Genomic DNA, 26,011 nt, shown 5'->3' with positions numbered 1-26,011 from the left:
CCGTGGGGCGGGGTAGGTGCCCGCGTCCGCCGGGCGCTTGAGATCCATTTTGGGGCGGCCTTCCTGCCGGGTAGACTCGTGGAGTTGCTCGGCGAGGGAGGCCGCCTTTTTTGGGTGGTTGTCCGTTATCGACGCGCTCTTCGTAGCAGGTCTGTCGTGGGCCGGGTGACGCCCACCGGATGTTTCTGAGATACGAGGAGTGCTGTCATGGCTGAGGTGAAGCTTTCCGCTGAGGTGCGGGACGACTTCGGTAAGGGTGCGGCCCGCCGTCTGCGTCGCGAGGCGAAGGTTCCGGGTGTCATTTACGGTCACGGTGCGGAGCCGCAGCACGTGGCGATCGACAGCCACGCGCTGATGATGGCGCTGAAGACGCCGAACGCGCTGCTGCGTCTGGAGTTCGGCGGCAAGACCGAGCTGGTCATCCCCAAGGATGTGCAGCGTGAGGCGATCCGCCGCTTCCTGGTGCACGTGGACTTCCTGGCCGTGAAGAAGGGCGAGAAGGTCACGGTCGAGCTGCCGATCCAGACCGAGGGTGAGCTGGCTCCGGGTGGCAACCTGCTGGAGCACGTGCTGAACACGCTGCCGGTCGAGGCCGAGGCGACGCACATCCCGGAGTCGGTGACGGTGTCGATCGCGGGTCTGGACTCGGGTTCGTCGGTGCTGGCGAAGGACATCGCGCTGCCGTCGGGTGTGTCGCTGGCGGTGGAGGACGAGGCCGTCGTCCTGCAGGTCGTTTCGGCGCAGGCGGAGGCTCCGGCTGAAGAGGGTGCCGAGGGCGAGGCCGCGGGCGCCGAGGCCTGATTCGCTTCCGGGGCCGGTGTGCCCTGGTGATTCTTTTGGTGACCGTCGTCCCGTGCTGTTGGCGCGGGGCGGCGGTCGTGCCGTTGGAGGAGGGTGCAGATGGCGGATGCGGACAGCCCGTGGCTGGTGATGGGTCTCGGTAATCCGGGTGCGGAGTACGCGGGTAATCGGCACAACGTCGGTTTCATGGTGGCGGATCTTTTGGCGGAGCGGATGGGGGGCCGTTTCAAGGCGCACAAGGCGCGGGCTCAGGTGGTGGAGGGCCGGTTGGGTGCGCCGGGGTTGTCGAGCCGTCGGGTGGTGGTGGCGAAGCCGTTGTCGTTCATGAATCTGTCGGGTGGGCCGACGACCGCGTTGCGGGATTTCTTCAAGGTGCCGGTGGCGCATGTGGTGGCGGTTCATGATGAGTTGGACATTGATTTCGGTGCGTTGCGGCTGAAGCTGGGTGGTGGTGACAACGGTCACAACGGGCTGAAGTCGATCACGAAGTCGTTGGGGGCGGATTATCACCGGGTGCGGTTCGGGATCGGGCGTCCGCCGGGTCGTATGCCGGTGGCGGATTTCGTACTGAAGGACTTTTCGTCGGTGGAGCGGCGGGAGTTGGACTATTTCGTGGATCGTGCGGCGGATGCGGTGGAGACGTTGATCGTGGATGGTTTGGAGCGGGCGCAGGGTACGTACAACTCGTGATCGAGTGCCTTAAGGGGACGGGTCGGGGCAGGGTCTGACGAATTGTTGTCGGAGGTTGACGGGTGCTGGTGGATGGCCAAGGATCGCGGCCATGCCCAAGAGCAGTACGCGCACCCGTTCGGTCAGACGCAGTCGTTGGCGACGGCTCGGTGAGAGTGCCTATGGGGTGGTGCTGGTCGCCCGGACGGGGTTGATGGGGCTGCTGGCGTTGCTGTTGCTGGTGGCGGGGGTGTGGACCTCGTGGAGTACGGCGAAGTACGCGATGCTGGTCAAGGGCCGGGAGCGCGGGGTGCTGACGGTGTCGGCGTGTGCGGGTGAGCGGTGTTCGGGTCCGTATGTGCCGGTGGCGGGGACGGGTCGGCCGCGGGCTCGGGTGTCGATCGCGCAGGCGGCGGCGCCGGAGAAGGGTGAGCGGGTCGAGGTGGTGCTGAAGCCGGGGACGTCGCGTGCGGTGCGGGCGGGGGCGGCGGGGGTGCTGCATGCGTGGGTGCCGTTCGCGGGGGCGTTGTTGCTGGCGGCGCTGGTGGTGGCCGGGGGGATGCGGTTGCGGCGTACGGCGTGGGGGATGGGGTTGTTGGGGGCGGCGTTGCTGGGGGCGGCGTTCGCGGCGATGTAGCGCGCCCTGGATTTGATGCGGCGGAATTGATGCGGCGGCGGCCGGCTCCTTCGGGGAAGGGGCCGGCCGCCGCCGTTGGTGTGGGGTGTGTCGGGTCAGCCGGTGTTGCGGAGGCCGGCGGCGACGCCGTTGACGGTGAGGAGCAGGGCGCGGGCGAGTACCGGGTCGGGCTCTTCACCGCGTTCGGCGGCGGTGCGCTGGCGGTGCAGCAGGGAGACCTGGAGGTAGGAGATCGGGTCGAGGTAGGCGTCGCGGATGTGGAAGGTCTGCTTGAGGACGGGGCTGGCGTCGAGGAGTTCCTTTTCGCCGGTGATGCGCAGGACCTCGGCGACGGTGAGTTCGTGCTCGGCCTTGATGACGTCGAAGACGTGCTTCAGTTCGTCGGGGACGAGGGTGTCGACGTAGTGCTGGGCGATCCGCAGGTCGGTCTTGGCCAGCGTCATTTCGACGTTGGAGAGGAAGTTGCGGAAGAAGTGCCAGTGGTCGTGCATTTCGTCGAGGACGGTGTCAAGGCCGGCTTCGCGGGCGGCCTTGAGGCCGGTGCCGACGCCGAACCAGCCGGGGACGATCTGCCGGGACTGGGTCCAGCCGAAGACCCAGGGGATGGCGCGGAGGCCGTCGAGGCCGGCGCCGGAGTCGGGGCGGCGGGAGGGCCGGGAGCCGAGGTGGAGTTCGGCGAGCTGGTCGACGGGGGTGGAGGCGAAGAAGTACGCGGGGAGGTCGGGGTCCTCGACGAGGCGGCGGTAGGCACCGTGGGCGGCTTCGGAGACGGTTTCCATGGCCGCGTCCCAGCGGGCGAGGGCCTCGTCGGACTGGCGGGGTGCGGTGTGCAGGGCGGAGGCCTGGAGGGTGGCGGCGACGGTCAGTTCGAGGTTTTCCCGGGCGAGGGACGGGATGAGGTACTTGTCGGAGATGACCTCGCCCTGTTCGGTGACCTTGATCTCGCCTTCGAGGGTGCCGTAGGGCTGGGCGAGGATCGCGTCGTGGGAGGGGCCGCCGCCGCGGCCGACGGTGCCGCCGCGGCCGTGGAAGAGGCGGAGGCGTACGCCGTGCCGGTGGGCGACGTCGCGGAGGAGTCGCTGGGCGCGGTGGATCTCCCACTGGGAGGTGGTGATGCCGCCGAACTTGGAGGAGTCGGAGTAGCCGAGCATGACCTCCTGGACGTCGCCGCGGAGGGCGACCAGGCGCCGGTAGGAGGGGTCGGCGAGCATTTCGTCGAGGAGCTGGTCGGCGATCTTGAGCTCGTCGGTGGTTTCGAGGAGCGGGACGATGCCGATCTTGGCCCAGCCGGCGTGCAGGTCGATGAGGCCGGCCTCGCGGGCGAGGACGGCGGCGGCGAAGACGTCGTCGGAGCCCTGGCACATGGAGATGATGTAGGACTCGGTGACCTCGGCGCCGAAGGTTTCCTTGGCCTTGAGGATGGTGCGGAAGACGTTGAGGGTCTTGGCGCCGGCTTCGTCGAGGGGGGCCGGGGTGGGGGCGAGCGGGCGCCGGGAGCGGAGTTCCTTGGCGAGGAGCTTGCGGCGGTAGTCGCGGGGCATGTCGGCGTAGCGCCAGGATTCCTCGCCGAGGCGGTCGAAGAGCTGGCCGAGGGCGTGGTGGTGGGCGTCGGCGTGCTCGCGGATGTCGATGGTGGCGAGCTGGAGGCCGAAGGCGCCGATGGTGCGGATGGTGCGTTCGAGGTGGCCGTCGGCGACCAGGCCGCCGCGGTGTTCGCGCAGGGAGGTCTGGAGGAGGGTGAGGTCGTCGAGGAGCTCGGTGGTGCCGAGGTAGTCGCGGCCGGGGACGTGGGGGGTGTCGCCGGCGAGCCGCTCGCGGGTGTTGACCAGCTTCTGGCGGATGCAGGTGGCCTTGAGGCGGTAGGGCTCTTCGGCGTTGAGGCGCTTGTACCGGGGGCTGATCTCGGGGAGGACGTCGAGGTCGCGCTGGAGGGATTCGAGGAGTTCGTCGGTGGCGCCGCAGTTGCGGATGGAGTTGGACAGGGCGCCGCGGAGCTCGTCGACGTGTTCGAGGGCGTCGGTGATGCCGTGCTCGTGCTGGAGGATCAGTACGTCCCAGGTGACCTGGGGGGTGACGTTGGGGTTGCCGTCGCGGTCGCCGCCGATCCAGGTGCCGAAGGTGAGCGGGCGGGTGCCGGGGGGCAGCGGGGAGCCGGCGCGTTCGAGCTCGGCGGCGAGGTCTTCGAGGACGTCGCCGACGGCGCCGCGGGCGAGCTCGTCGAGGTAATAGATGGCGTTGCGGGCCTCGTCGGTGGGCTCGGGGCGGGCGACGCGGAGTTCGTCGGTCTGCCAGATGAGGTCGATGCTCTCGGCGAGGCGGAGGTCGGTGCGGCGGCGTTCGGTGGCGTCGGTCCGGTCGAGCAGCTCGGCGACCTTGCGGAGCTTGGTGAGGACGGAGCGGCGGGCGGCCTCGGTGGGGTGGGCGGTGAAGACGGGGCGTACGCCGAGGTTGCGGGCGGTGTTCCGCAGGTGCTCGGGGTCGGCGTCCTTGAGCATGTCGGCGGTGCGGGCGAGGATGCTGCCCTCGGCGGCGCGCTTGGCACGCAGCTCGCGGCCGCGGTGGACCTGCTCGGTGACGTTGGCGAGGTGGAAGTACGTCGAGAAGGCGCGGACGAGCTTGGCGGCGGTGGCCAGGTCGGTGTCGCCGAGGAGGCGGGCCGCGGCCTCGCCGTCGGAGCGGGTCAGGGCGCGTACCCGCTCGACGAGGTCGAGGAGCTCGGGGCCTTCCTGCCGGACGAGGGTCTCGCCGAGGAGGTCGCCGAGGCGGCGGATGTCGGCGCGCAGGGCGACGCCGGCGGCCTCGGAGGGCTCGGTGGTCGCGGTCTCGACGGGGGTGTTGTCGGCACTGCTCACTGGTGCTCCTTGCGGCGATCAGGGGCGTCGCTCCGCGGCTCGCTGGGAGGGGTTGGTGGGGCGCGACGCGTGGCAGGTCTGATGCGGGCGGGTTGCGGACCGCGCTGTCCGACGTCCCCAGGATAGGACTGCCCACTGTCGGCGGATCACACCGTCCGATGGGTGGGCATCCGTACGGAGGTGGTGGTGTGGGCCCTGTCACGGCCTTGCCCGTGGCGGTGGCGCTGCCATACTTACGAGACCGTAGGTTACGGTTCCGTAGGCCGTAGCCGTTCCCCCGAGCCCCCGACGAGGGACATCATGACCGCAGGTCCTGAAGCCGTAGAAGATCCTTTGCTTTCTTCCGATGCGTCCGGGCGGGCCGGTGCTCCGTTGCCGTCCGCGACGCTGGGTGGTGAGCAGCGCCGCTCGGTCGAACAGATCACGCTGCTGTTGTTCATCACCGTTCCGTTCGTGGCGCTGCTGGCGTCGGTGCCGCTGGCCTGGGGCTGGGGGGTGAGCTGGCTGGACCTGGCGCTGATGACGGCGATGTATTTCATCGGTTGCCACGGCATCACGATCGGTTACCACCGTTATTTCACCCATGGGTCGTTCAAGGCGAAGCGTCCGCTGCGGATCGCGCTGGCGATCATGGGGTCGCTGGCGGTGGAGGGTCCGCTGGTCCGCTGGGTGGCGGATCACCGCAAGCACCACAAGTTCTCCGATGCGGAGGGTGATCCGCACTCCCCGTGGCGGTTCGGTGAGACGGTGCCGGCGCTGATGAAGGGCCTTTGGTGGGCGCACATCGGCTGGATGTTCGACGAGGAGCAGACGCCGCAGCACAAGTTCGCGCCGGATCTGATCAAGGATGAGGCGATCCGGACGATCTCGCGCCAGTTCGTGCTGTGGACGACGGTGTCGCTGCTGATCCCGCCGGTGGTGGGCGGCCTGGTGACGTGGTCGTGGCAGGGTGCGGCCACCGCGTTCTTCTGGGGTTCGCTGGTCCGGGTGGCGTTGCTGCATCACGTCACGTGGTCGATCAACTCCATCTGCCACGCGGTGGGCAAGCGCCCGTTCAAGTCCCGCGACCGCTCCGGCAACGTGTGGTGGCTGGCGGTGCTGTCCTGCGGGGAGTCCTGGCACAACCTGCACCACGCGGATCCGACGTCCGCCCGGCACGGCGTGCTGAAGGGGCAGCTGGATTCCAGCGCCCGGCTGATCCGCTGGTTCGAGAAGGCGGGCTGGGCGTACGACGTCCGCTGGCCGAACGCGTCGCGCGTCGATGCCCGGCGCAAGGAGACCGCCGCTGCGGGGTAGCCCGCGGCGGTGACGGGGGAAGGCATCATTGACGAGTGGCGATCGACGACAGCAGTAGTACGAGCAGCAGTAAGAGCAAGTCTTCCGCTGCCGCGGGCACGCGGCGGGCGCGCAGGGTCCGGATGACCGGGGCGGAGCGCCGTGAGCAGCTGCTGGACATCGGTCGCACGCTCTTCGCCGAGCGCGGCTTCGAGGGCACGTCGGTGGAGGAGATCGCCGCGAAGGCCGGGGTCTCCAAGCCGGTGGTCTACGAGCACTTCGGCGGCAAGGAGGGGCTGTACGCGGTGGTGGTGGACCGCGAGATGCGTCAGCTGCTGGACATGGTGACCGGCGCGCTGACCGCCGGCCATCCCCGCGAGCTCCTCGAACAGGCCGCGTTCGCGCTGCTGGACTACATCGAGACGTACACCGACGGTTTCCGCATCCTGGTCCGCGATTCGCCGGTCGCCCAGTCGACGGGCACGTTCGCGTCGCTGATCAGCGACATCGCCACCCAGGTCGAGGACATCCTCGGTCTGGAGTTCAAGAACCGCGGCTTCGACCAGAAGCTGGCCCCGCTCTACGCCCAGGCCCTGGTCGGCATGGTCGCGCTGACCGGCCAGTGGTGGCTCGACGTCCGCAAACCGAAGAAGGCCGAGGTCGCCGCCCATCTGGTCAACCTGGCCTGGCACGGCCTGGACGGCCTGGAGCAGAAGCCGCGGCTGATAGGGCACCGGAAGAACTGAGCGGATGGCCGCGGGGCCGGCCGTGCGGAAGCGTGTGCGCATGACCGAGATTCCGATCCATGCGGCCCGCTCCCCGTTCGGCGGCCGGATCCGCCTCGCGCAGCAGATCCTCGTCGCCCACCTGGGCCGTACGCCCTGAGCGCCCGCACGCCGGGTCGTGCCGGCCTCGAACCAGCGGGCTTGCCGTGCCTCCCCAGGCAGGCGGGCGAGCTGGTGTGTCCGAGGCCGGTGTGCACGGGCCGGGATCAGGCCGCCGGTTTCCGGGCGATGGCGAAGATGCGGCGGAAGGGGAAGACGGTGCCGTGGGGGCCGGTGGGGTAGGCCTTGCGGAGGGCGTCGCGGTATTCGGCGAGGAATGCCTCGCGGGCCGTGGGGTCGTCCTCCAGGGCGGTCAGGACGGGGCGCAGGGCGGTGCCCTTGACCCAGTCGAGGACCGGGTCGTCGCCCTGCAGGAGCTGGACGTAGGTGGTTTCCCAGACGTCGGCTTCGCAGCCCAGGTCGGTGAGGCGTTCGAGGTAGGCGGCGGGTTCGAGGATGTGGATGAAGCGCCTGCCGTGGGTGTTGAGGCGCTGGCGCCACTGGGGGGCGTCGCACAGCTCGCCCAGGAGGGCGTGGCTGGGTGAGGTGAAGTTACCGGGGACCTGGAAGGCGAGGGTGCCGCCGGGCGTGAGGGCGTCGATCCAGCGCGGCAGGGATTCGGGGTGGTTGGGAACCCATTGCAGCGCCGCGTTGGAGACGATCAGGTCGAAGGGCTCGTCGGGGGTCCAGTCGGTGGCGTCGGCGGGAGCGAAGTCGAGGTGGCCGCCGCCCGGGGTGGGGCCGGCGTGGGTCTCGGCCTCCTTGAGCATCTCGGGGGAGTTGTCGTATCCGGTGATGTGCGCGTCGGGCCAGCGGATGGTGAGCTGGGCGGTGACGTTGCCTGGGCCGCAGCCGAGGTCGGCGATGCGGGCGGGTCGGTCCCGGCGGGGCAGTTCCGGTATCCGGGCGAGCAGGTCGAGGAAGGGGCGGGTGCGGTGCCCGGAGTGGCGGAGGTACTGCTGCGGATCCCAGGTTGGTGCGTCGTGCATGTTCATAACCCTTTCGTCGTGCAGGGCTGGCACAAGGCTGGCGCGGTCGGGTAGGCAGGTCCGGTTCGGGCCGTGGCGGCCGGAAACCGAGCCTCCGCCGACGATGCCCCATAGTCCAGCCAAATATATCTCGACGTCAAGAGACTTCATGTCGACAGACCCTCTACACTGATCGTCATGGAGGACGAGGTCGACCGACTGGTCGCAGCATGGCGCCGGGAGCGCCCGGACCTCGACGTGGAACCGCTTGAGGTCCTCAGCCGCGTCTCCAGGCTGGCCAGACATCTCGACCGGGCCCGGCGCATCGCGTTCGCCGAGGTGGGCCTGGAACCCTGGGAGTTCGACGTCCTGACGGCGCTGCGCCGGGCCGGGGCGCCGTACCAGCTCTCCCCCGGAGCGCTGCTGACGCAGACGCTGGTCACCTCGGGGACGATGACCAACCGCATCGACCGGCTGGCCAAGAAGAACCTCGTCGAGCGGCTGCCCGACCCCAGTGACCGGCGGGGAGTGCTGGTCAGGCTGACTCCGGAGGGCCGCGACAAGGCCGACCAGTCGCTGGCCGGTCTGCTGGTGCAGGAACGCGCCATCCTGGCCGAACTCTCCCGTCAGCAGCGTGGCGAACTTGCCGGGCTGCTGCGCAAGCTGACCGGGCCGTTCGACAACATCCCGGGGTAGCCGGCCGCCGACGCCCCGGTGAGCCCGCCCGGCTCCCGACGGCCGCCCGGCGCCCCGCCCGCGTCGACTTTTCGGGGCGGAAGAGGGGCGCGCACTCCCGGGACAGCGGCGCGGGCGCTGTCGCCGGAGGTCGCAGGGGCGAAGGCGCGGTGGCGGAAACGCACCGTCAGCCCGCGCGCGACACCGTGCCGCACACCGCAATTGGGGGCGCGTAAGCCAGACTTGTGCGCCCCCTGATTCGACGCGCGCCCCCTGCGCACCCTGTCCCCTTGCCCGCGGCTCCCGTTGTGCACTTGGATCGCGCCATGAGCCAGCAGCGCGCACCGCACCGGCCCCGCGGCCCGTACGGCAGGCGGTTCGAGGACCGTACGGTCGTGGTGTCCGGGGCCGCCGCCGGCATCGGGGCGGCCACCGCCGACCGGCTGGCCGCCGAGGGCGCCGGCGTGCTGCTGCTGGACATCGACGACGACCGCGGCGAGCACCTCGCCCGGCGGATCCGCGCGGCCGGCGGCCGGGCCTCCTTCGAGCACGGCGACGTGGCGGCCGAGGCGGACTGGCAGCGGGCCGTCGAGGCCGCGCGACGGCGCTACGGCCCGGTGGACGGGCTGGTGAGCAACGCCTACCTGCCGTACGTCGCGCCGGCCGACCGCACCCCGCTCGCCGACTGGGAGCGGCAGCTCGCGGTGAACCTGACCGGCTCGTTCCTCGGCGTGCGGGCCGCCCTCGCGGACCTGCGGGAGCGGCACGGCGCGGTGGTGCTGACCTCGTCCGTGCACGCCCTGGTGGGGCTGCCGGGCCGGCCCGCCTACGCGGCGGCGAAGGCCGGGCTGACCGGGCTGGGCCGCCAGCTGGCCGTCGAATACGGCCCGGAGGTACGGGTCAACAGCGTGCTGCCCGGCCCCGTACTGACCGCGGCCTGGGACGGGATCGGCGAGGAGGAACGGCAGGCCGCCGCCGCGGAGACCGCCGCCCGCAGGCTGGGGCGGCCCGAGGAGATCGCCGCCGCGATCACCTTCCTGCTCTCCCCCGAGGCGTCCTTCATCACCGGCGCGAGCCTCGTCGTGGACGGCGGCTGGAGCGTGTACAAGAACTCGTCCTGACCGGGACACGGGTCCCGGGCGCCCGCGGGCCGCGGACCGGCCCGCCCGAGCTTCGACCCCTGGGGGGACCGATGGGCATCCATTTCGGCGGCGACTACAACCCCGAGCAGTGGCCCGAGGAGGTGTGGGCCGAGGACCTGGAGCTGATGAAGGCGGCCCACGTCACCATGGTCACCGCCGGGATCTTCTCCTGGGCGAAGGTCGAACCCCGGCCCGGGGCATGGGATTTCGGGTGGTTCGACCGGGTCATGGACGGGCTGGCCGGCGCCGGCATCGCCGTCTGTCTGGCGACGATGACCGCCTCGCCACCACCCTGGCTCTCCCACGCGCACCCCGAGATCCTGCCCGAGGGCCCGGACGGGCAGCGCCGCTGGCCCGGCGGCCGACAGCACTACTGCCCCTCCAGCCCCGTCTACCGCACCCACGCCGTACACCTCGTCGAGCAGCTCGCCACCCGCTACGCGGGCCATCCGGCGCTGGCCATGTGGCACGTCGGCAACGAGTACGGCTGCCACACCCGGCAGTGCTTCTGCGACGTGTCGGCCGCGGACTTCCGGCGCTGGCTGCGCACCCGCTACGGCAGCATCGACGCGCTCAACGCGGCCTGGTCGACGGCCTTCTGGTCGCAGGGCTACGGCGACTTCGACGAAGTGCTGCCGCCGCGCACCGCACCCACCTTCCCCAACCCCGCCCAGCAGCTGGACTACCTGCGCTTCGGCGACGAGGCCCTCCGCGCCTGCTACCTGGCCGAAAAAGCGGTCCTGAACCGGCTGACCCCGGGCGTTCCGGTCACCACCAACCTGATGCCGCAGCACAAACCGGTGGACGCGTTCGCCTGGGCGCCCCATATGGACGCGATGGCGCTGGACTTCTATCAGGACCCGTACGCCGCCGACGACCACGTACGGGCCGGATACGTCTTCGATCTGATGCGGTCCGCGCGGTCCGGGCAGCCCTGGCTGCTGCTGGAGCAGGCGCCGAGCGCGGTCAACTGGCGGCCCCGCAACGGACCCAAGCCGCCCGGTGCGATGCGGCTGTGGAGCTGGCAGGCCGTCGCGCAGGGCGCGGACGCGGTGCTGTTCTTCCAGTGGCGGCAGTCGCTGGGCGGGGCCGAGAAGTTCCACTCCGCGATGGTCCCGCACGGCGGCACCGGCAGTCGGATCTTCCGCGAGATCACCGAACTCGGCCGGGAACTGGCGGCCGTCCCCGGCATCGAGGGCACCCGCTCCCGGGCCGAAGTGGCGCTGCTGGCGGACTGGCACAGCTGGTGGGCGCTGGAGCTGGACTCCAAACCGTCCACCGCGCTGGACCACTCCCGGATCGCGCTGGACCACTACCGGCCACTCTTCGAGGCCGGCGTGGCCTGCGACGTCCTCCCGCCCCAGCGCGACCTGACCGGCTACCGGCTGGTGGTCGTGCCCAACCTCTACCTGCTGACCGGACAGGACGCGGAACGACTGGCCGACTACGTGCGCGCCGGCGGCCGCCTCCTGGTCTCCTTCTTCTCCGGCATCGTCGACGCACACGACCGCGTCCACCCCGGCGGATACCCGGGCCCCCTCCGCGAGCTGCTGGGCCTGCACGTGGAGGAATTCTGGCCACTGCCCACGGACCGCTCCGTAAGCGTCGGCGACGGCGCGTACACCGGGCGGGCGGACCTGTGGTCGGAAGCCATCAACCTCGAAGGAGCCGAGGCACTGGCCCGGTTCACCGACGGCGACCTCACCGGGCGCCCCGCCGTCACCCGCCACACCTACGGCCGGGGCACCGCCTGGTACGTCGCGACCCGGCTCGCCCCCGCACTCCTGCGGACCCTCCTCGACGACGTACGGTCGGAGGCTGGCGTGGCGCCCGTCCTCCCGAACCTCCCGCCCGGCGTCCAGGCCACGGTCCGCGAGGGCGCCGACGTGCGGTACGTCTTCCTCCTCAACCACGGTACGGAGGCCGCGGAAGTTGCCCTTCCGCGGCCGTTCCGGGACGCGCTGGCCGCCGACGGCCCGGCCGTCACCCGGGTCACACTGGCACCACGAAACGTCGCGGTCCTGACGGAACGCTTGCGCTTTGCCGTGCCGCGTACGTAGCCGTCTGTCCCGCCGCGGGGCTTGGTCGCCGTTGCGCTTTGCGGCGCCCCGCACGTACTTGGCCGTCCCGCCGCGGTTGTTGTTCGCCGTGGCGCCTGCGGCGGGCTGGGTGGGTGTTGGGTGCGGTGACGGGCCTCCGGGGCCGGTTGTGTGGACTGCTGACGCTTTACGCTCCGCCTTCGCTCCTTATTGAGTCCTTGGAAGCGAAGCCCACACAACCGGCCCCTCCCCCACTCACCCGCACACTCCCCCAACGGGAGGGGACGGGCCGGAGGGGCCTTGTTCGTGGACGTAAAGCGACAGCAGTCCACGAACAAGGCCCCGCAGGCCAGTCACCGCACCCACAACAAACCCAGCCCGCCGCAGGCGCAACGGCGAACAAGCCCCGCGGCGCCGCAGACAAGTACGTGCGGGGCGCCGCAAAGCGCAACGGCGAGCGAGCCCGCGGCGGGACAGCCAGGTACGTGGGCAGAAACCCTTACGGTACGGCCGTGGCCGGCTCCAGTTCGACCGGGCCGACGCCCGCCCGGCGGGCCAGCGCCACCGCGGCGAGGGTGGAGTGGACGCCCAGCTTGCCGAGGACGTTCTGCATGTGGGTGCGGACCGTGTGCGGCGAGAGGAACAGCCGCTCGGCGACGGCCTTGCGGCCCAGGCCGGCCACCATGCAGCGGAGCACCTCGCGTTCGCGCGGGGTGAGCGACTCGACCAGCCGCTCGCTCTCCGAACGGTGTTTGCGGGCGGCCGTCAGCTCGCGCAGCACACCGGTCAGCAGCGCCGGCGGCAGATGCGTTTCGTCGCGCAGCACGCCGCGGATCACGGCGAGCAGCCGGGACAGCGAGCAGTCCTTGGCGACCCAGCCGGACGCGCCGGCCTGCAGGGCGGCGGCCGCCCGGCGCGGGTCGTCGCGGTCAGCGACGACGACCGTACGCAGGTACGGGTGGCTGGTGCGCAGGCCTGAGACCAGCGCGATGCCGTCCCGCGGGCAGCTGCGCGGGACGACCGGCTCGCGGGCCGTGCCCTGGGCCGGCACCGCGAGCAGCGGCGCGGCCAGGTCGGCGTCGGCGAGCAGCACGTCGAAGCGGCGGCCGTCGGTGACCGCCCGGTCGAGGTTGCGCAGGGCGGCCGGAGCGCTGCCCGCGGCCGCGACGTCCACGTCCTGCTCCGCGGCGAGCGCGGCTGCCAGGGATTCGGCGAAGATGCGGTGGTCGTCGACCACCAGAACCCGGATGCGTTGCACAGAGACCCCCTGTCTCGGTGAACGGACCATAGCGGGCACGACGCCGGGATTGAAGATCGCCTCGGTCGCACGGCCGCCGCCGTGCCGACATGACTACCCCCACCCCAGGCGCCGTACCCGAACGGTCTCGCCCCCTGATCAGCACCGGCCCCCACCGGTGCAGGATCTCAGAGTACGGACGGGCCGCGGCGAGGGAAGGTGAATGGCCAAACTGCTGCCGCACCCCGTCCATTTGGCGACGCCCCGATGGCCGCACGCCGCCGGTCGCGCCCTACTGGAGCCGGTGCGCTCCGGCGCTGGGCACGGCTTCGAAGATCCGCGGTTCGAGATGGCCGGCGGCCGCGAAGGCCGCGGTGATCGCCGTGCCGACCTCGGTGGCGACCGGTTCCTCGACGAGGACGATCGCCGAGCCGCCGAAGCCGCCGCCGGTCATCCGGGCCCCGAGGGCGCCCGCGGCGAGGGCGGTGTCGACGGCGAGGTCGAGTTCGGGGCAGGAGATCGTGAAGTCGTCGCGGAGCGAGGCGTGGCCGGCGGTCAGCAGCGGGCCGATGGCGCGGGTGCGGCCGGCGTCCAGGGCGGCGATGACGTCTTCGACCCGCTGGTTCTCGGTGACGATGTGGCGGACCAGGGCCTGCACGCCGGGGTCGTCGTTGAGTTGCGCGAGGGCCTCGGGGAGATGTGTACAGGGCACGTCGCGCAGGGCCCGCACCCCGAGCGCCCGCGCGCCGCGCTCGCAGCCGGCGCGCCGCTCCGCGTACGCGCCGTCGCCCAGCTCGTGCTTCACGCGGGTGTCGACGACCAGCAGCCGCAGCCCCTCCCCCGCGAGGTCGAACGGAACCTGGCGGTGGGTCAGCTCGCGGGTGTCCAGGAACAGCGCATGACCTTCGGTGCAGCAGGCCGCGGCGGTCTGGTCCATGATCCCGCAGGGCACGCCGACGAAGGCGTTCTCGGCCCGCTGGGCGATCCGGGCCAGCCGCTGCGGGTCCAGGCCGAGGGCGTAGAGGTCGTTGAGGGCGAGGGCGGTGGCGACCTCCAGGGCGGCGGAGGAGGACAGTCCGGCGCCGGTGGGCACCGTGCTGTCGTAGTGCAGGTCGGCGCCGCCGACGGGCAGTCCGGCCTCCCGCATCGCCCAGACGATGCCCGCCGGGTAGGCGGCCCAGCCTCCTTGGGCGGTGGGGCGCAGGGTGTCGGTGCGGAGTTCGACGATGCCGCCGTCGGCGCCGCCGGAGTGCAGCCGCAGCACCCCGTCGGTGCGGGGTGCGGCGGCGGCGAGGGTGGTGTGCGGGAGTGCCAGCGGCAGCACGAAGCCGTCGTTGTAGTCGGTGTGTTCACCGATCAGGTTGACCCGGCCGGGCGCCGCCCAGATGCCCGTGGGGGCGGCGCCGTACACCGCGGTGAAGCGGTCCGCGGTGTGCCGGGCGCCGTGCGGGCGCCCGGTGGTCGGGGTGGCGGCTCGGTGACCTGCCATCAGGACTCCTTCGTCCGGTGCGGCTAGCTGGTGTGGTCGAGGCTCTGCGCGAACGCCCAGGCGTCGGCGACGATGCCCGCGAGGTCGGCGCGGCGGGGCTGCCAGCCGAGGCGGTCGGCGGCGGTCTTGGCGGAGGCCACCAGGACGGCCGGGTCGCCGCCGCGGCGCGGGGCGGTGACCTCGGGGATGGGGTGGCCGGTGACCTTGCGGACGGTCTCGATGACCTCGCGGACGGAGAAGCCGTTGCCGTTGCCGAGGTTGCAGATCAGGTGCTCGCCGGCGGTGGCCGCGCCCAGGGCCAGCAGGTGGGCCTCGGCCAGGTCGGCGACGTGGATGTAGTCGCGGACGCAGGTGCCGTCGGGGGTGGGGTAGTCGTCGCCGAAGACGGAGATCGCCTCGCGCCGGCCCTGGGCGACCTGGAGGACGAGGGGGATGAGGTGCGATTCGGGGTCGTGGCGCTCGCCGCAGCTGCCGTAGGCGCCGGCGACGTTGAAGTAGCGCAGCGAGACCGCGGCCAGGCCGTGGGCGGTGGCCTCGCCGCTGATCATGTGGTCGACGGCGAGCTTGCTGGCGCCGTAGGGGGAGGTGGGGGCGGTCGGGTCGGTCTCGGTGATGGGGGTGTTCACCGGCTCGCCGTAGGTGGCCGCGGTGGAGGAGAAGACCAGCTTGCGCACGCCCGCGGTGCGCATCGCGGCCAGCAGTGCCATGGTGCCGCCGACGTTGTTGTCCCAGTACTTCTCGGGCTTGACGACGGACTCGCCGACCTGGGAGAAGGCGGCGAAGTGCAGGACCGCTTCGTAGGAGGAGTCCAGCCACTTGCCGGCGTCGCGGATGTCGCCCTCGATGAAGTCGGCGCCGGCGGGGACGCCGGCCCGGAAGCCGGTGGAGAGGTTGTCGAGCACGGTCACGGTGTGGCCGGCCTCCAGCAGGTGCTGGGCCACCACACTTCCGACATAACCCGCCCCGCCCGTCACCAGGTACTTGCTCATGGCTTGCTCGCTACCTCTCGCAGTCGTTCGGCCGCGGCTTCCGGCGGCACGTCGTTGATGAACACGTTCATGCCGGATTCGGAACCCGCGAGGAACTTCAGCTTGCCGGAAGTCCGGCGAATGGTGAAAAGCTCAAGGTGGAGGGCGAAGTCCGCGCGCTGTGCGGTGTGGTGCGGCGCCTGGTGCCAGGCGGCGATGTAGGGGGTCGGCGGGGCGCCGGCGCCGGTGTCGAAGATCCGGTCGAAGCGCCGCAGGAGCTCCAGGTAGAGCCGTGGGAATTCGGCGCGGGCGGCGTCGTCGAGGGCGAGCAGGTCGGGGGCCCGGCGCTTGGGGTAGAGGTGCACCTCGTAGGGCCAGTGGGCGGCGTAGGGGACGAAGGCCGTCCAGTGGTCGCCTTCGAGGACGATGCGGCGGCCGTCGGTGCGTTCGTCGGCGAGGACGTCGTCGAAGAGGTTGCGTCCGGTGGCCTGGCGGTGGGCGGCGAGCGAGGCCAGCATGCGTTCGGTGCGCGGGGTGACGAAGGGGTAGGCGTAGATCTGGCCGTGCGGGTGGCCGAGGGTGACGCCGATCTCCGCGCCGCGGTTCTCGAAGCAGAAGACCTGCTCGACGCCGGGGAGTTGGGAGAGTTCGGCGGTGCGGTCGGTCCAGGCGGCGAGGACCAGGGCGGCCTGGTCCTCGGTGAGGTCGGCGAACGAGGCGTCATGGTCGGGGGTGAAGCAGACGACCTCGCAGCGGCCGCGGTCCCCGGCGAAGGAGGGGAAGCGGTTCTCGAAGACGGCGACGTCGTAGTCGGCGGCGGGGATCTCGGAGTGCCGGCCCCCACGGGAGGGGCACAGCGGGCATTCGTCGGCCGGCGGGTGGTAGGTGCGGGCCTGGCGGTGCGAGGCGATGGCGACGTGGTCACCGAGGAGGCGGTCGGCGCGGATCTCGGCGGCGGTGGCGACCGGGTCGAGGGGGCGCCGGTCGACGGCGTCGCGTACGACGTCGTCGCGCGAGTCGTAGTAGATCAGCTCCCGGCCGTCCGCGAGCCGCGTCGTCGTCTTCTTCACCCCGGGGGCTCCTCACCTCACCGACCAAACACAAACAAACACAATGAAGCACAACTAAACAGTTGCGTCAACGCCGGACCAGGACCGCGCGGGAGCACGGGCAGCGCGGCGCCAGACCGGGCATATGCCCCTTCCTCATCACGATCCAACAACTGAAACGAACAAAAGTGTTCAGTTTCTGACCGCCCGCGCGTAGCTTTCTGTGCGTTCCGACCGCCCGCACCGCCCGCACGCAAAGAAGCGAGCTACGACATGATCAATTTGGCCGAAGGGCTACGGCTGCCCACCAACGGGCTGGACTACACGATCCTGGCCCTCTACTTCGTCGTCGTCCTCGGCATCGGCTTCGCGGCCAAGCGCAGCGTGAGGACGAGCCTGGACTTCTTCCTCTCCGGGCGGTCCCTGCCCGCCTGGGTCACCGGCCTGGCGTTCGTCGCCGCCAACCTGGGCGCCACCGAGATCCTCGGGATGGCCGCCAACGGCGCGCAGTACGGCGCCTACACCGTCCACTGGTACTGGATCGGCGCCATCCCGGCGATGGTCTTCCTCGGCCTGGTGATGATGCCGTTCTACTACGGCTCCAAGGTCCGCTCGGTGCCGGAATTCCTGCTGCACCGCTTCGGCCCGTCCTCGCACCTGCTGTCGTCGGTCATCTTCGCCGTCTCGTCCGTGCTCATCGCGGGCGTCAACCTCTACGCGATGGCGATCGTGCTGCAGGCGCTGCTCGGCTGGCCGCAGTGGGTGGCGATCGTCGTCGCCGGCTTCTTCGTGCTCGCGTACATCACCATCGGCGGACTGTCCTCGGCGATCTACAACGAGGTGCTGCAGTTCTTCGTCATCCTCGCCGCGCTGATCCCGCTGACCGTCGTCGGCCTCAAGCGCGTCGGCGGCTGGCACGGCCTGACCGACTCGCTGACCTCCTCGCACGGCGACGCGTTCCTGACCGCCTGGAAGGGCACCGGCATCGGCGAGGGCAACCCGCTGGGCGCCAACTGGCTGACCATCGTCCTCGGCCTCGGCTTCGTGATGAGCTTCGGCTACTGGACCACCAACTTCGCCGAGGTGCAGCGCGCGCTGTCCGCGAAGAACCTCTCGGCCGCCAAGCGCACCCCGCTGATCGCCGCCTTCCCGAAGATCTTCATACCCATGGTCGTGGTCGTGCCCGGCCTGATCGCGCTGGTCATGGAGCCGACGCTGGGCAAGAGCAAGGACGGGCTGCAGTACAACGACGCGATCCCGGTCCTGATGCGCGACCTGCTGCCCAACGGCGTCCTCGGCATCGCCGTCACCGGTCTGCTCGCCGCCTTCATGGCCGGTATGGCCGCCAACGTGTCGTCCTTCAACACGGTCTTCACCAACGACATCTGGGCCGCGTACCTCAAGAAGGGCCGCGAGGACGCGTACTACCTCAGGACGGGCCGGGTGGTCACCGCGGTCGGCGTGCTGATCGGCATGGGCACCGCCTTCATCGCCTCGTCCTTCAGCAACATCATGAACTACCTGCAGACGCTGTTCTCCTTCTTCAACGTCCCGCTGTTCGTGGTGTTCATCATCGGCATGTTCTGGAAGCGGACCAGCGCCGCGGCCGGCTTCTGGGGGCTGCTGTCCGGCACCGCCGCCGCCATGGTCAACTACTTCGGCCTCTACAAGCAGGGCATCATCACCATCCCCTCCGACCAGGGCGCCAACTTCGTCTCGTCGATCGTCGCGTTCGTCGTCGGCGCGCTGGTGATGGTCGTGGTCACGATGGTCACCAAGCCCAAGTCCGCCGAGTCCCTGGCCGGACTGGTCTACGGCACGAGGTCCCCCGGCATGGAGGAACCGCCCGCCGAGGGCGACGACGCCTGGTACCGCCGCCCGGCCCTGCTGGGCTGGGGCGCCGTCGTCCTGGCCGCCGTCTGCTACGTCCCGTTCTCCTTCTGAACACCGGCCCCGAACAGCGGAGTTGACCCACCATGAGTGACTATCAGCACGAGGTCGAGGAGCTGGAGCGCGAATCGGCGACCGCCGCACGGCTCTTCGACGTACGGCGCATCATCGGCGGCCTGTTCGTCGTCTACGGCGTGATCGTCACGATCGCCGGAATCACCGCCTCCGACGCGGACCTCAAGAAGGCCCAGGACATCAACATCAACCTCTGGACGGGCCTCGGCATGCTCGTCCTCGGCCTGTTCTTCCTGGTCTGGCTGAAGCTGCGGCCGACCGTGCCGCCCACGGCCGAGGAGCTCCGGGCCGCGGCCGACGACGGGCCCGCGGAGGGCTGACCGCCGCCGGCCCCCCGGTTCCTATCCCTGCGACGGGGACGGCTCGTCCGTCCCCGTCCCCGTCCCCGTCTCCGTCTCCGCCGCCGTCTCCGCCGCCGTCGTCGTCCGTGCCGGCCGCCCGCGGCCCGCCCGGTCCAGCAGCCCGGTGCGCGCCGCCAGCGCGGCCGCCTCCAGCCGGGAACCGACCTCCAGCTTCATCAGCACCCGCTGCACATGCGTGCGCGCGGTGCTCGGCGCGATGTCCATCCCGGCCGCGATCAGCCGGGTGTCCTCGCCGTCCGCGACCCGCATCAGGACCTCGACCTCGCGCGGGGTGAGCAGTTCCAGCAGCCGCGCGCCCTCGTCGTCCGGCTGTGCCGCCGGGTGCAGCAGCTCCTCGAACGCCTGCTGGAGCAGCTGCGGCGAGACCGCCGACTCCCCCGCCCGGGCCTTCATCATGGCCCGTTCGACGCCCTCGATCCGCTCGTCGTTGCGGACGTACCCGGACGCCCCGGCCGCGAACGCGGCGGCGATCCCGCGCGGGCTGGGCACCGGACCGAGCACCACCACCGCCACCTGCGGCCGCTCCTTCTTGATCCGTACGACCGGGTCGAAGGTGCCCGGCTGGGCGGGCGCCGCGGTCCCCAGCAGGCACACCTCGGGCGCCCGGCTCACCACCAGCTCCGCGGCCCCGGCACTCGGCGCGGCGGCCGCCAGCACCCGGTGCCCGCGCAGTTTCAGCGCCGAGGCGAGTGCCTCCGCGAGCAGCCGGTGATCGTCGACCACCATGAGCCGCACGCCCATAGAGCAACCCCCTCCCTCCGCGCGGCCCCGGCGCGCCCCGGCCGGGCCGTTCGTCCCCGGGAAGCTACACGCTCGACTGCCGACGCGCGCCCCCTACCGGGCAGAAGCCCCCCGGAATGCTGGAATCCCGGCCATTCGGGGCCGATTGCCGCCGGAACGAGACGCTCCGCCGTGGCCCGGCCTGCGCGGGGAACGCCCCGGGGCCGGTGTCGGTGCCGTGTGCCACAGTTGACGACAGCAGGCGGGGGACGGGGCGACCGGCTCCATGCGGTGCACACGGCGCGGTTCGATGCCGGGGTGGGGCGAGACGTGAGCGAAGGAAGGCCATGAGTACACCGCAGCAGCCGCACAACGGCTTCGGGGGCGCGCCGGGTTACGGGATGCCGCCGGCCGGCCCGCCCGGCGGATATCCGCAGCAGGGACCGGGTGGCCAGGTGCCGGGCGGTCAGGTTCCGGGCGGTCAGATACCGCCGCCCCCGGGGCCGTACGCACCGCAGGGGCCCTACGACGCACCCCCGCAGGCGCCCTACGGAGCGCCGCCGCAGCCTCCTTACGGGATGCCGCCGCAGGGCCACCCCGGTTACGGCGGGCCCGGAATGGTGCCGCCGCCGGTCCCGCCGCGCAGCAAGAGCGGAAAGGTATGGGGGATCATCGGCGCGATCGTCGGTGTGCTGGTGGTCGGGAGCATCGCGTCGACCGTGGCGCTCCGCGGGGGCGGCTCGGGCGGTTCCGGCGGGCCGAAGTACCGGATCACGGTGCCGCAGACGCTGGCGGGCGGGGAGTACAAGCTCGCCAAGGACATCTCCCAGCAGGCCGACAGCGCGGTGCCGCACGACGGGGCCAACGAGCACGGCATACGGACGGTCGGCGGGCAGTACGCCAGCGGGACCAAGTCGATGGTGATGCTGGGGATGTACGGCTCCATAGACGACCCGGAGACCAGCGTCGAGCACGCCATCCAGGGGATGACGCGCGACGGGAAGACGGTCGTCGCGGTGGCGGAGAAGAAGTTCACGCCGAGCGGCGGCGGGGACCCGCTGACCTGCGGCGTGGACGTGCGCACGGAGATGGGGCAGAAGGTCACGCTGACGTTCTGCATAGGGGCCGACTCCAGCACGTCCATGAACGTCGCCCAGACCGATGCCGCGGAGCTGTCGAAGGATCCCCAGTCCATCGACCTGCAGAAGTTCGCGGACCAGGCGGGAAAGATCCGCAGCGAGGTCCGCAAGCCGTTGGGCTAAGGCCCGGGGCGGTGGGCCGACGGCCCACCGCGCCGGCCCGCCCCTACGCGTCCTCTGCCAGCTCCAGCCAGCGCATCTCCAACTCGTCGCGTTCGGCGGCCAGTTCGCGGAGCTGGGCGTCGAGGCCGGCGACCTTCTCGAAGTCGGTGGCATGCTCGGCGATCTGGGCGTGCAGCTTCGCCTCCTTGTCGCCGATCTTGTCCAGCTGGCGCTCGATCTTCTGGAGCTCCTTCTGGGCCGCGCGGTTGATCGCGGCGGTCTTCTTCGGCGCCTCGGCCGGCTGCGCGGGGGCCGGGGTGGCGGCCTCGATGACCTTCTGGCGGCGCTCCAGGTACTCGTCCAGGCCGCGCGGCAGCATCCGCAGCGTGGCGTCGCCGAGCAGCGCGAGGACCCGGTCGGTGGTGCGCTCGATGAAGTAGCGGTCGTGGCTGATGACGATCAGCGAGCCGGGCCAGCCGTCGAGCAGGTCCTCCAGCTGCGTCAGCGTCTCGATGTCCAGGTCGTTCGTGGGCTCGTCGAGGAAGAGGACGTTGGGCTCGTCCATCAGCAGCCGCAGGATCTGCAGACGGCGGCGCTCACCGCCGGACAGGTCGCCGACCGGCGTCCACTGCTTCTCCTTCGTGAAGCCGAACTTCTCGCAGAGCTGGCCGGCGGTCATCTCCCGGCCCTTGCCCAGGTCGACGCGTTCCCGGACCCGCTGGACGGCCTCCAGCACCCGCAAGGCCGGGTCGAGTTCGGCGACCTCCTGCGAGAGGTAGGCCAGTTTCACGGTCTTGCCGACGGCGATCCGGCCGGCGGCCGGCTGCGTCTCCCCCTCCGTACGGGCCGCCTCTGCCAGCGCCCGCAGCAGCGAGGTCTTGCCCGCGCCGTTGACGCCGACCAGGCCGATCCGGTCGCCGGGGCCGAGCTGCCAGGTCAGGTGCTTGAGCAGCACCTTCGGGCCGGCCTGGACGGTCACGTCCTCCAGGTCGAAGACGGTCTTGCCCAGCCGGGAGTTGGCGAACTTCATCAGCTCGGCGGTGTCCCGCGGCGGCGGCACGTCCGCGATCAGCTCGTTGGCGGCCTCGATGCGGAAGCGGGGCTTGCTGGTACGGGCCGGGGCGCCGCGGCGCAGCCACGCCAGCTCCTTGCGCATCAGGTTCTGCCGCTTGGCCTCCTCGCTGGCCGCGATCCGCTCCCGCTCTGCGCGGGCGAAGACGTAGTCGCTGTAGCCGCCCTCGTACTCGTGCACATCGCCGCGCTGCACGTCCCACATGCGGGTGCAGACCTGGTCGAGGAACCAGCGGTCGTGGGTGACGACGACCAGCGCCGAGCGCCGGGCCTGGAGGTGCCGGGCCAGCCAGGAGATGCCCTCGACGTCGAGGTGGTTGGTGGGCTCGTCGAGGACGATCAGGTCCTGCTCGGCGATCAGCAGCTTGGCGAGCGCGATCCGCCGCCGCTCGCCGCCGGACAGCGGACCGATGACGGTGTCCAGACCGTGGGTGAAGCCGGGCAGGTGCAGATCGCCGAAGAGGCCGGTCAGCACATCGCGGATCTTGGCGTTGCCGGCCCACTCGTGGTCGGCGAGGTCGCCGATGACCTCGTGCCGGATGGTGGCGGCCGGGTCGAGCGAGTCGTGCTGGGACAGCACGCCGAGCCGCAGCCCGCCGGAGTGCGTGACCCGGCCGTCGTCGGCGCCCTCCAGCTTGGCCAGGATCCGGATCAGGGTCGTCTTGCCGTCGCCGTTGCGCCCGACGACGCCGATCCGGTCCCCCTCGTTGACGCCGAGGGAAACACCGTCGAGCAGGGCACGGGTCCCGTAGACCTTGCCGACGGCTTCCAGATTGACGAGGTTGACGGCCATCTCACTCCTGCGCTTCACACGATGCGCTTCACATCGATCGACCTTCCCAGCGTAGTCGGCCTCCGGAAGCACCCCGACGGGGAAAGCGGCTGAGGGGCCGCGGCCGGGTTGGATAGCGTGATCACCATGACTTCCGGCAACTCCGGGACATCCGGCGCGGGCACGACAGTGGAAACGGAAATCGGGCTGCTCTACGGCCCGGGCGGCAAACAGCTGGACCTCTACCGCCCCGCGGAGGCGGCCGGACCGCTGCCCACCGTCCTGCTCTGGCACGGCATCGGCCCGGACGAGCGGGACGTCCTCGCCCCGCTGGCCCGTACCGCCGCGGCCCGCGGGCTGCTGGTCCTGGTCCCGGACTGGCGCTCGGACGCGGCGGACGGCGGCCGGTCGCAGCTGCTCGCGTCGCTGGCCTTCACCCGCAAGGAGGCCGCCGGGCTGGGCGGCGACGGGGAGTCGGTGGTCCTGGCCGGCTGGTCCGCGGGGGCCGGGGCGGCGCTGGGCGTGGCGCTGCGGCCCGAGCTGACGGCGGACGGGTGGCGACCGACCGCGGTGGCGGGGATCGCCGGCCGCTACGACCTGCCGGCACGCACCACCGGCACCGCCCCGCTCGCCGATCTTGCCGAGAGCCGCGACCCGGCCGTCCCGGTTCACCTCGTCCACGGCAGCCGCGACCCGATCGTGCCGCCCCGGTACTCCCACGACCTGGCCGACGCGCTGCGCGCCGGGGGACGCCCGGTGACGCTGCAGGAGCCGGACACCGACCACGCCGGCGTGATCATGACTGCCTACGACCCGACGACGGACCGCTGCATCCCGACCAGCGACGGGGCCGCGGTGGCGGCGGGACGGCTGGTGGCGGGGGTACTGGCGGCGGCGGGGGGCGCGGCGGGCGCGGAACACTCTTAACGCTCCCGGCACGCCCCCGGGTCACCCCCGCCCGCACCCACCGGACGACCATGCGTTGAGCATCCGCACCCGCTCCGCCAGCTCCCGGCGCCTGACGTCCTGGGCCGACGGGCTCTGCCACGGCTCCTGCGTGCCCACGTACGGCCGGACGAGGCGGCTGTCCTCCCCGCACAGCAGGAGCAGGCCGGGCGGCACCCGGCGGACATGCACCAGCCGACGCGGCGCCCGAGCCGCCATCGGGGCGGCGGTGGCGGTCGCGATGGCCGTGCCGCAAAGGGCGCCGGTACCGCTGCTCCCCCGATGACCACCCCGCCCCGGAAGTAACCAACTCAGCAGCGCTTCAAGCATCGTTCGGACAACTCCCGGCGTGCCGTTCACCGCACGGCCGCCCTGCGGAGAACCTCGGCGAGCTTGCGGGCGGTGTCCGCGTTGCAGTTACCGAGGGCGACGAGCGGGACGGCGTAACTGCCCGCGAAGCCTGGCAGATCGACACCGAGCGAGGGCAGCGTGATGCCGTTGTCCTTGAGCGCGGTACGCAGCTCCTCGGCACTGTCGTGCACGTCGTCGGGGGTGGGGTGGTGGGTGGGCATAGGGCTACACCTTCCTGTGCGCTGCGTTCCGCACTGATGCCCGGGCCACCCCTAGGACGGCCCAACGGGCATGCAGATGGCGGGACTTCATGGGTTACGGCGTGCTGCGCGGCACTACCTGGACCGTAGGGGGCATACATGCCCCGGGGCAAGGTTGCCGCTCAGGGTTAACCAGGTTGGGTGGACCGTGGCACCGTTAGGCGCGACACTGTGCGCGGACAGGGGAAGGTGACATGCCGCCGAGGGACAATCCAACGGCCCGCCAAGCCCGACTCGGGGGCGAGCTGCGCAAGTTGCGTGAACGCGCAGGCAAGACCGCCCGAGAGGCGGCAGCGATGATTTCGACAGACCAAGCCAAGATCAGTCACATCGAGGCGGGTCGCGTCGGAGTCAGCGAAGACCGCATCCGCCGGCTCGCCGTCTTCTACGCCTGCGACAATGAGGCCCTCGTCGAAGCGCTGTGCGCCATGGCACGCGAGCATCGCGGCCAGCACTGGTGGGACGGCTATCGTGGCATCCTCGCTCCCGGATTCCTCGACATCGCGGAGCTTGAACACCACGCCGTCGGCCTGCGATGCCTACAGCCCGTCACGTTTCCCGGCATTCTCCAGACCGAGGAATACGCACACGCCCTCTTTGCCAGCGCGATTCCACGGCTTCCCGACCACGAGCTAAAGGCCCGGGTCGAGCATCGCATGAAGCGGCGCGACATCTTGGAACGAGATGAACCACCCAATTTCGAGGCCATCGTTCATGAGGCAGCGCTGCGCATGCGCGTAGGCGGCCGAAAAGTTGCGCGCAGACAGCTCGAACACCTCTTGTCCATGTCCGAGCGACCGGGCCTGATTCTCCGGGTCATCCCCTTCACAAGCGAGGACTTCATCGACGTGACGCAGACGGTGATGTATGCGAGCGGCGTCGTCCCACAGCTCGACACCGCCCACATCGATACCCCGTTGGGTGGCCGCTACTTGGATGCAGCCGCTGATCTGGACCGCTATCGCACACTGCTCGGCGTCGCGGAGCAGGCGGCACTCACGCCCGAAGAGTCGCGAAGTGTTATCCGTCACGTCGCAAGGGAACTGTGAGAGCCAAGGCATGAGTAGAGAAATCAAGTGGCAGAAGTCGAGCTTCTCCAGCGGCAACAGTGAACAGTGCCTCGAAACGGCCAGGGTTGCCGGAGAAATACTCATACGCGAAAGCGACGACCCCCAAGTGGTCGTCAGAACCACGCCGGAGAAACTCGCCGCCTTCATCCTCGGCGTGAAGAACGGCGAGTTCGACCACTTCGTCAGCTGAGGTGAACGCAATGGCAAGCAGCCGGATTGACTTGAGCGCCGCTGTCTGGCGCAAGAGCAGTTACACCAACGGCGATGGCGGGGACTGCGTCGAGGTGGTCGACGGCCTCCCTGGCATCGTCCCCGTTCGCGACTCCAAGGACCCGCACGGCCCGGCGATCATCTTTCCCGCCGCGGCCTGGTCGTCCTTCGTCTGTGCCGTCAAGGATGCGGCGTTGCAGGGCAGTTGAGACGTCGGGGTGGGCGGCGGCCACACGCCGCGGGCCATGGGAATATCGCCCGCCCCCGCCTCGTTGTGGCCCCGCAGGGGGGCCTCGCGTCCCCTACGGGATCCGTTCGAACGCCCCCTAGTACTGCAACCGCATGTGGGGGTTGTGGCCTCGGCGTTGGTAGTGGCAGTGGCGGGCTCGGGCTTGGCTGCGTCTGCGGAAGTGTGACCA

Annotated in this window: 25 protein-coding genes; 15 read left to right on the top strand and 10 right to left on the bottom strand. The window is 70.9% G+C overall.

Features of this window, described 5'->3' with window-relative positions:
- Positions 1 to 207: 207 nt before the first annotated feature.
- The 3 genes from IG62_RS0133075 (at position 208) to IG62_RS0133065 (ending at position 2,107) form a co-directional block, all read left to right on the top strand.
- Positions 208 to 801, top strand: coding sequence for a 50S ribosomal protein L25/general stress protein Ctc (locus IG62_RS0133075; RefSeq protein WP_030811971.1), 594 nt, complete (start codon positions 208 to 210; stop codon positions 799 to 801).
- A 99-nt stretch (positions 802 to 900) separates the two neighbouring features.
- Complete coding sequence (pth, locus tag IG62_RS0133070; RefSeq protein ID WP_030811967.1) at positions 901 to 1,491, top strand: aminoacyl-tRNA hydrolase; 591 nt, start codon at positions 901 to 903, stop codon at positions 1,489 to 1,491.
- 91 nt (positions 1,492 to 1,582) lie between these two features.
- Entirely contained in the window at positions 1,583 to 2,107 is a 525-nt protein-coding gene (locus IG62_RS0133065; protein WP_030413452.1) for a hypothetical protein, read from the top strand.
- Positions 2,108 to 2,202: 95 nt separating this feature from the next.
- On the opposite strand, the gene ppc is transcribed toward IG62_RS0133065, so the two are convergent.
- Positions 2,203 to 4,959, bottom strand: a complete 2,757-nt coding sequence (gene ppc, locus IG62_RS0133060; RefSeq protein WP_030811963.1) for a phosphoenolpyruvate carboxylase — start codon at positions 4,957 to 4,959, stop codon at positions 2,203 to 2,205.
- A gap of 300 nt (positions 4,960 to 5,259) precedes the next feature.
- Between ppc and IG62_RS0133055 the strand changes: the two genes are divergently transcribed.
- Both IG62_RS0133055 and IG62_RS0133050 read left to right on the top strand, forming a co-directional pair.
- Positions 5,260 to 6,255 carry an acyl-CoA desaturase gene (locus tag IG62_RS0133055; protein ID WP_030811960.1) on the top strand — a complete coding sequence of 332 codons (996 nt, stop codon included), beginning with the start codon at positions 5,260 to 5,262 and terminating at the stop codon, positions 6,253 to 6,255.
- A 35-nt stretch (positions 6,256 to 6,290) separates the two neighbouring features.
- On the top strand, positions 6,291 to 6,980 hold the full coding sequence (locus IG62_RS0133050; RefSeq protein WP_037839908.1) for a TetR/AcrR family transcriptional regulator: 690 nt from the start codon (positions 6,291 to 6,293) through the stop codon (positions 6,978 to 6,980).
- 245 nt (positions 6,981 to 7,225) lie between these two features.
- On the opposite strand, the gene IG62_RS0133040 is transcribed toward IG62_RS0133050, so the two are convergent.
- Positions 7,226 to 8,047, bottom strand: coding sequence for a trans-aconitate 2-methyltransferase (locus IG62_RS0133040; RefSeq protein WP_030811954.1), 822 nt, complete (start codon positions 8,045 to 8,047; stop codon positions 7,226 to 7,228).
- A gap of 177 nt (positions 8,048 to 8,224) precedes the next feature.
- Between IG62_RS0133040 and IG62_RS0133035 the strand changes: the two genes are divergently transcribed.
- The 3 genes from IG62_RS0133035 (at position 8,225) to IG62_RS0133025 (ending at position 11,903) form a co-directional block, all read left to right on the top strand.
- Positions 8,225 to 8,722 (top strand): MarR family winged helix-turn-helix transcriptional regulator, encoded by a 498-nt coding sequence (locus IG62_RS0133035; protein WP_030413445.1) that lies wholly within the window; start codon positions 8,225 to 8,227, stop codon positions 8,720 to 8,722.
- A gap of 305 nt (positions 8,723 to 9,027) precedes the next feature.
- Positions 9,028 to 9,822, top strand: coding sequence for an SDR family NAD(P)-dependent oxidoreductase (locus IG62_RS0133030; protein WP_030811951.1), 795 nt, complete (start codon positions 9,028 to 9,030; stop codon positions 9,820 to 9,822).
- A 71-nt stretch (positions 9,823 to 9,893) separates the two neighbouring features.
- The gene (locus IG62_RS0133025; protein WP_030811949.1) at positions 9,894 to 11,903 is read left to right on the top strand and encodes a beta-galactosidase; all 2,010 of its coding nucleotides are present in this window, start codon (positions 9,894 to 9,896) and stop codon (positions 11,901 to 11,903) included.
- A 478-nt stretch (positions 11,904 to 12,381) separates the two neighbouring features.
- Here the strand turns inward: IG62_RS0133025 and IG62_RS0133020 are convergent, their stop codons facing one another.
- From IG62_RS0133020 to galT, 4 genes are all read right to left on the bottom strand, one after another.
- Positions 12,382 to 13,140, bottom strand: a complete 759-nt coding sequence (locus tag IG62_RS0133020; protein ID WP_030811947.1) for a response regulator transcription factor — start codon at positions 13,138 to 13,140, stop codon at positions 12,382 to 12,384.
- Between the two features lie 271 nt (positions 13,141 to 13,411).
- A complete protein-coding gene (galK, locus tag IG62_RS0133015) occupies positions 13,412 to 14,608 on the bottom strand; it encodes a galactokinase (RefSeq protein WP_030811944.1) in 1,197 nt (398 codons plus the stop codon).
- Positions 14,609 to 14,631: 23 nt separating this feature from the next.
- Entirely contained in the window at positions 14,632 to 15,597 is a 966-nt protein-coding gene (gene galE / locus IG62_RS0133010; protein ID WP_030811941.1) for a UDP-glucose 4-epimerase GalE, read from the bottom strand.
- A complete protein-coding gene (galT, locus tag IG62_RS0133005) occupies positions 15,594 to 16,646 on the bottom strand; it encodes a galactose-1-phosphate uridylyltransferase (protein WP_030811938.1) in 1,053 nt (350 codons plus the stop codon). Before galT ends, galE begins: the two co-directional genes overlap by 4 nt.
- 252 nt (positions 16,647 to 16,898) lie before the next feature.
- Between galT and IG62_RS0133000 the strand changes: the two genes are divergently transcribed.
- Entirely contained in the window at positions 16,899 to 18,569 is a 1,671-nt protein-coding gene (locus tag IG62_RS0133000; RefSeq protein ID WP_030811935.1) for a sodium:solute symporter family protein, read from the top strand.
- A gap of 32 nt (positions 18,570 to 18,601) precedes the next feature.
- Complete coding sequence (locus tag IG62_RS0132995) at positions 18,602 to 18,910, top strand: hypothetical protein (protein WP_030413437.1); 309 nt, start codon at positions 18,602 to 18,604, stop codon at positions 18,908 to 18,910.
- A gap of 21 nt (positions 18,911 to 18,931) precedes the next feature.
- Here the strand turns inward: IG62_RS0132995 and IG62_RS0132990 are convergent, their stop codons facing one another.
- Positions 18,932 to 19,693 (bottom strand): response regulator transcription factor, encoded by a 762-nt coding sequence (locus IG62_RS0132990; protein ID WP_051798947.1) that lies wholly within the window; start codon positions 19,691 to 19,693, stop codon positions 18,932 to 18,934.
- A gap of 326 nt (positions 19,694 to 20,019) precedes the next feature.
- On the opposite strand from IG62_RS0132990, the gene IG62_RS43500 reads away from it, so the two are divergent.
- Entirely contained in the window at positions 20,020 to 20,934 is a 915-nt protein-coding gene (locus IG62_RS43500) for a hypothetical protein (RefSeq protein ID WP_158795156.1), read from the top strand.
- A 43-nt stretch (positions 20,935 to 20,977) separates the two neighbouring features.
- Here the strand turns inward: IG62_RS43500 and IG62_RS0132980 are convergent, their stop codons facing one another.
- On the bottom strand, positions 20,978 to 22,777 hold the full coding sequence (locus IG62_RS0132980) for an ABC-F family ATP-binding cassette domain-containing protein (protein WP_030811926.1): 1,800 nt from the start codon (positions 22,775 to 22,777) through the stop codon (positions 20,978 to 20,980).
- 126 nt (positions 22,778 to 22,903) lie between these two features.
- Between IG62_RS0132980 and IG62_RS0132975 the strand changes: the two genes are divergently transcribed.
- Complete coding sequence (locus IG62_RS0132975; RefSeq protein WP_030811924.1) at positions 22,904 to 23,683, top strand: alpha/beta hydrolase family protein; 780 nt, start codon at positions 22,904 to 22,906, stop codon at positions 23,681 to 23,683.
- 21 nt (positions 23,684 to 23,704) lie between these two features.
- Here the strand turns inward: IG62_RS0132975 and IG62_RS0132970 are convergent, their stop codons facing one another.
- Together IG62_RS0132970 and IG62_RS0132965 are read right to left on the bottom strand one after the other, a co-directional pair.
- Positions 23,705 to 23,920 (bottom strand): hypothetical protein, encoded by a 216-nt coding sequence (locus IG62_RS0132970; protein ID WP_158795155.1) that lies wholly within the window; start codon positions 23,918 to 23,920, stop codon positions 23,705 to 23,707.
- A gap of 137 nt (positions 23,921 to 24,057) precedes the next feature.
- Positions 24,058 to 24,273 (bottom strand): hypothetical protein, encoded by a 216-nt coding sequence (locus IG62_RS0132965; protein ID WP_030811920.1) that lies wholly within the window; start codon positions 24,271 to 24,273, stop codon positions 24,058 to 24,060.
- 233 nt (positions 24,274 to 24,506) lie between these two features.
- On the opposite strand from IG62_RS0132965, the gene IG62_RS0132960 reads away from it, so the two are divergent.
- The 3 genes from IG62_RS0132960 to IG62_RS0132950 are packed head-to-tail and all read left to right on the top strand — an operon-like array spanning position 24,507 to position 25,801.
- Positions 24,507 to 25,361, top strand: coding sequence for a helix-turn-helix domain-containing protein (locus tag IG62_RS0132960; RefSeq protein WP_030811918.1), 855 nt, complete (start codon positions 24,507 to 24,509; stop codon positions 25,359 to 25,361).
- 10 nt (positions 25,362 to 25,371) lie between these two features.
- The gene (locus IG62_RS0132955) at positions 25,372 to 25,572 is read left to right on the top strand and encodes a DUF397 domain-containing protein (RefSeq protein ID WP_030811915.1); all 201 of its coding nucleotides are present in this window, start codon (positions 25,372 to 25,374) and stop codon (positions 25,570 to 25,572) included.
- A gap of 10 nt (positions 25,573 to 25,582) precedes the next feature.
- Positions 25,583 to 25,801 carry a DUF397 domain-containing protein gene (locus IG62_RS0132950; RefSeq protein ID WP_030811912.1) on the top strand — a complete coding sequence of 73 codons (219 nt, stop codon included), beginning with the start codon at positions 25,583 to 25,585 and terminating at the stop codon, positions 25,799 to 25,801.
- The last annotated feature ends 210 nt before the right edge of the window (positions 25,802 to 26,011 follow it).

The sequence above is a fragment of the Streptomyces sp. NRRL S-337 genome (assembly GCF_000720175.1).
Lineage (GTDB): Bacteria > Actinomycetota > Actinomycetes > Streptomycetales > Streptomycetaceae > Streptomyces > Streptomyces siderophoricus.
Note: the sequence above shows the minus strand (reverse complement) of the source record. Positions and strands in the feature narration are given on the sequence as shown.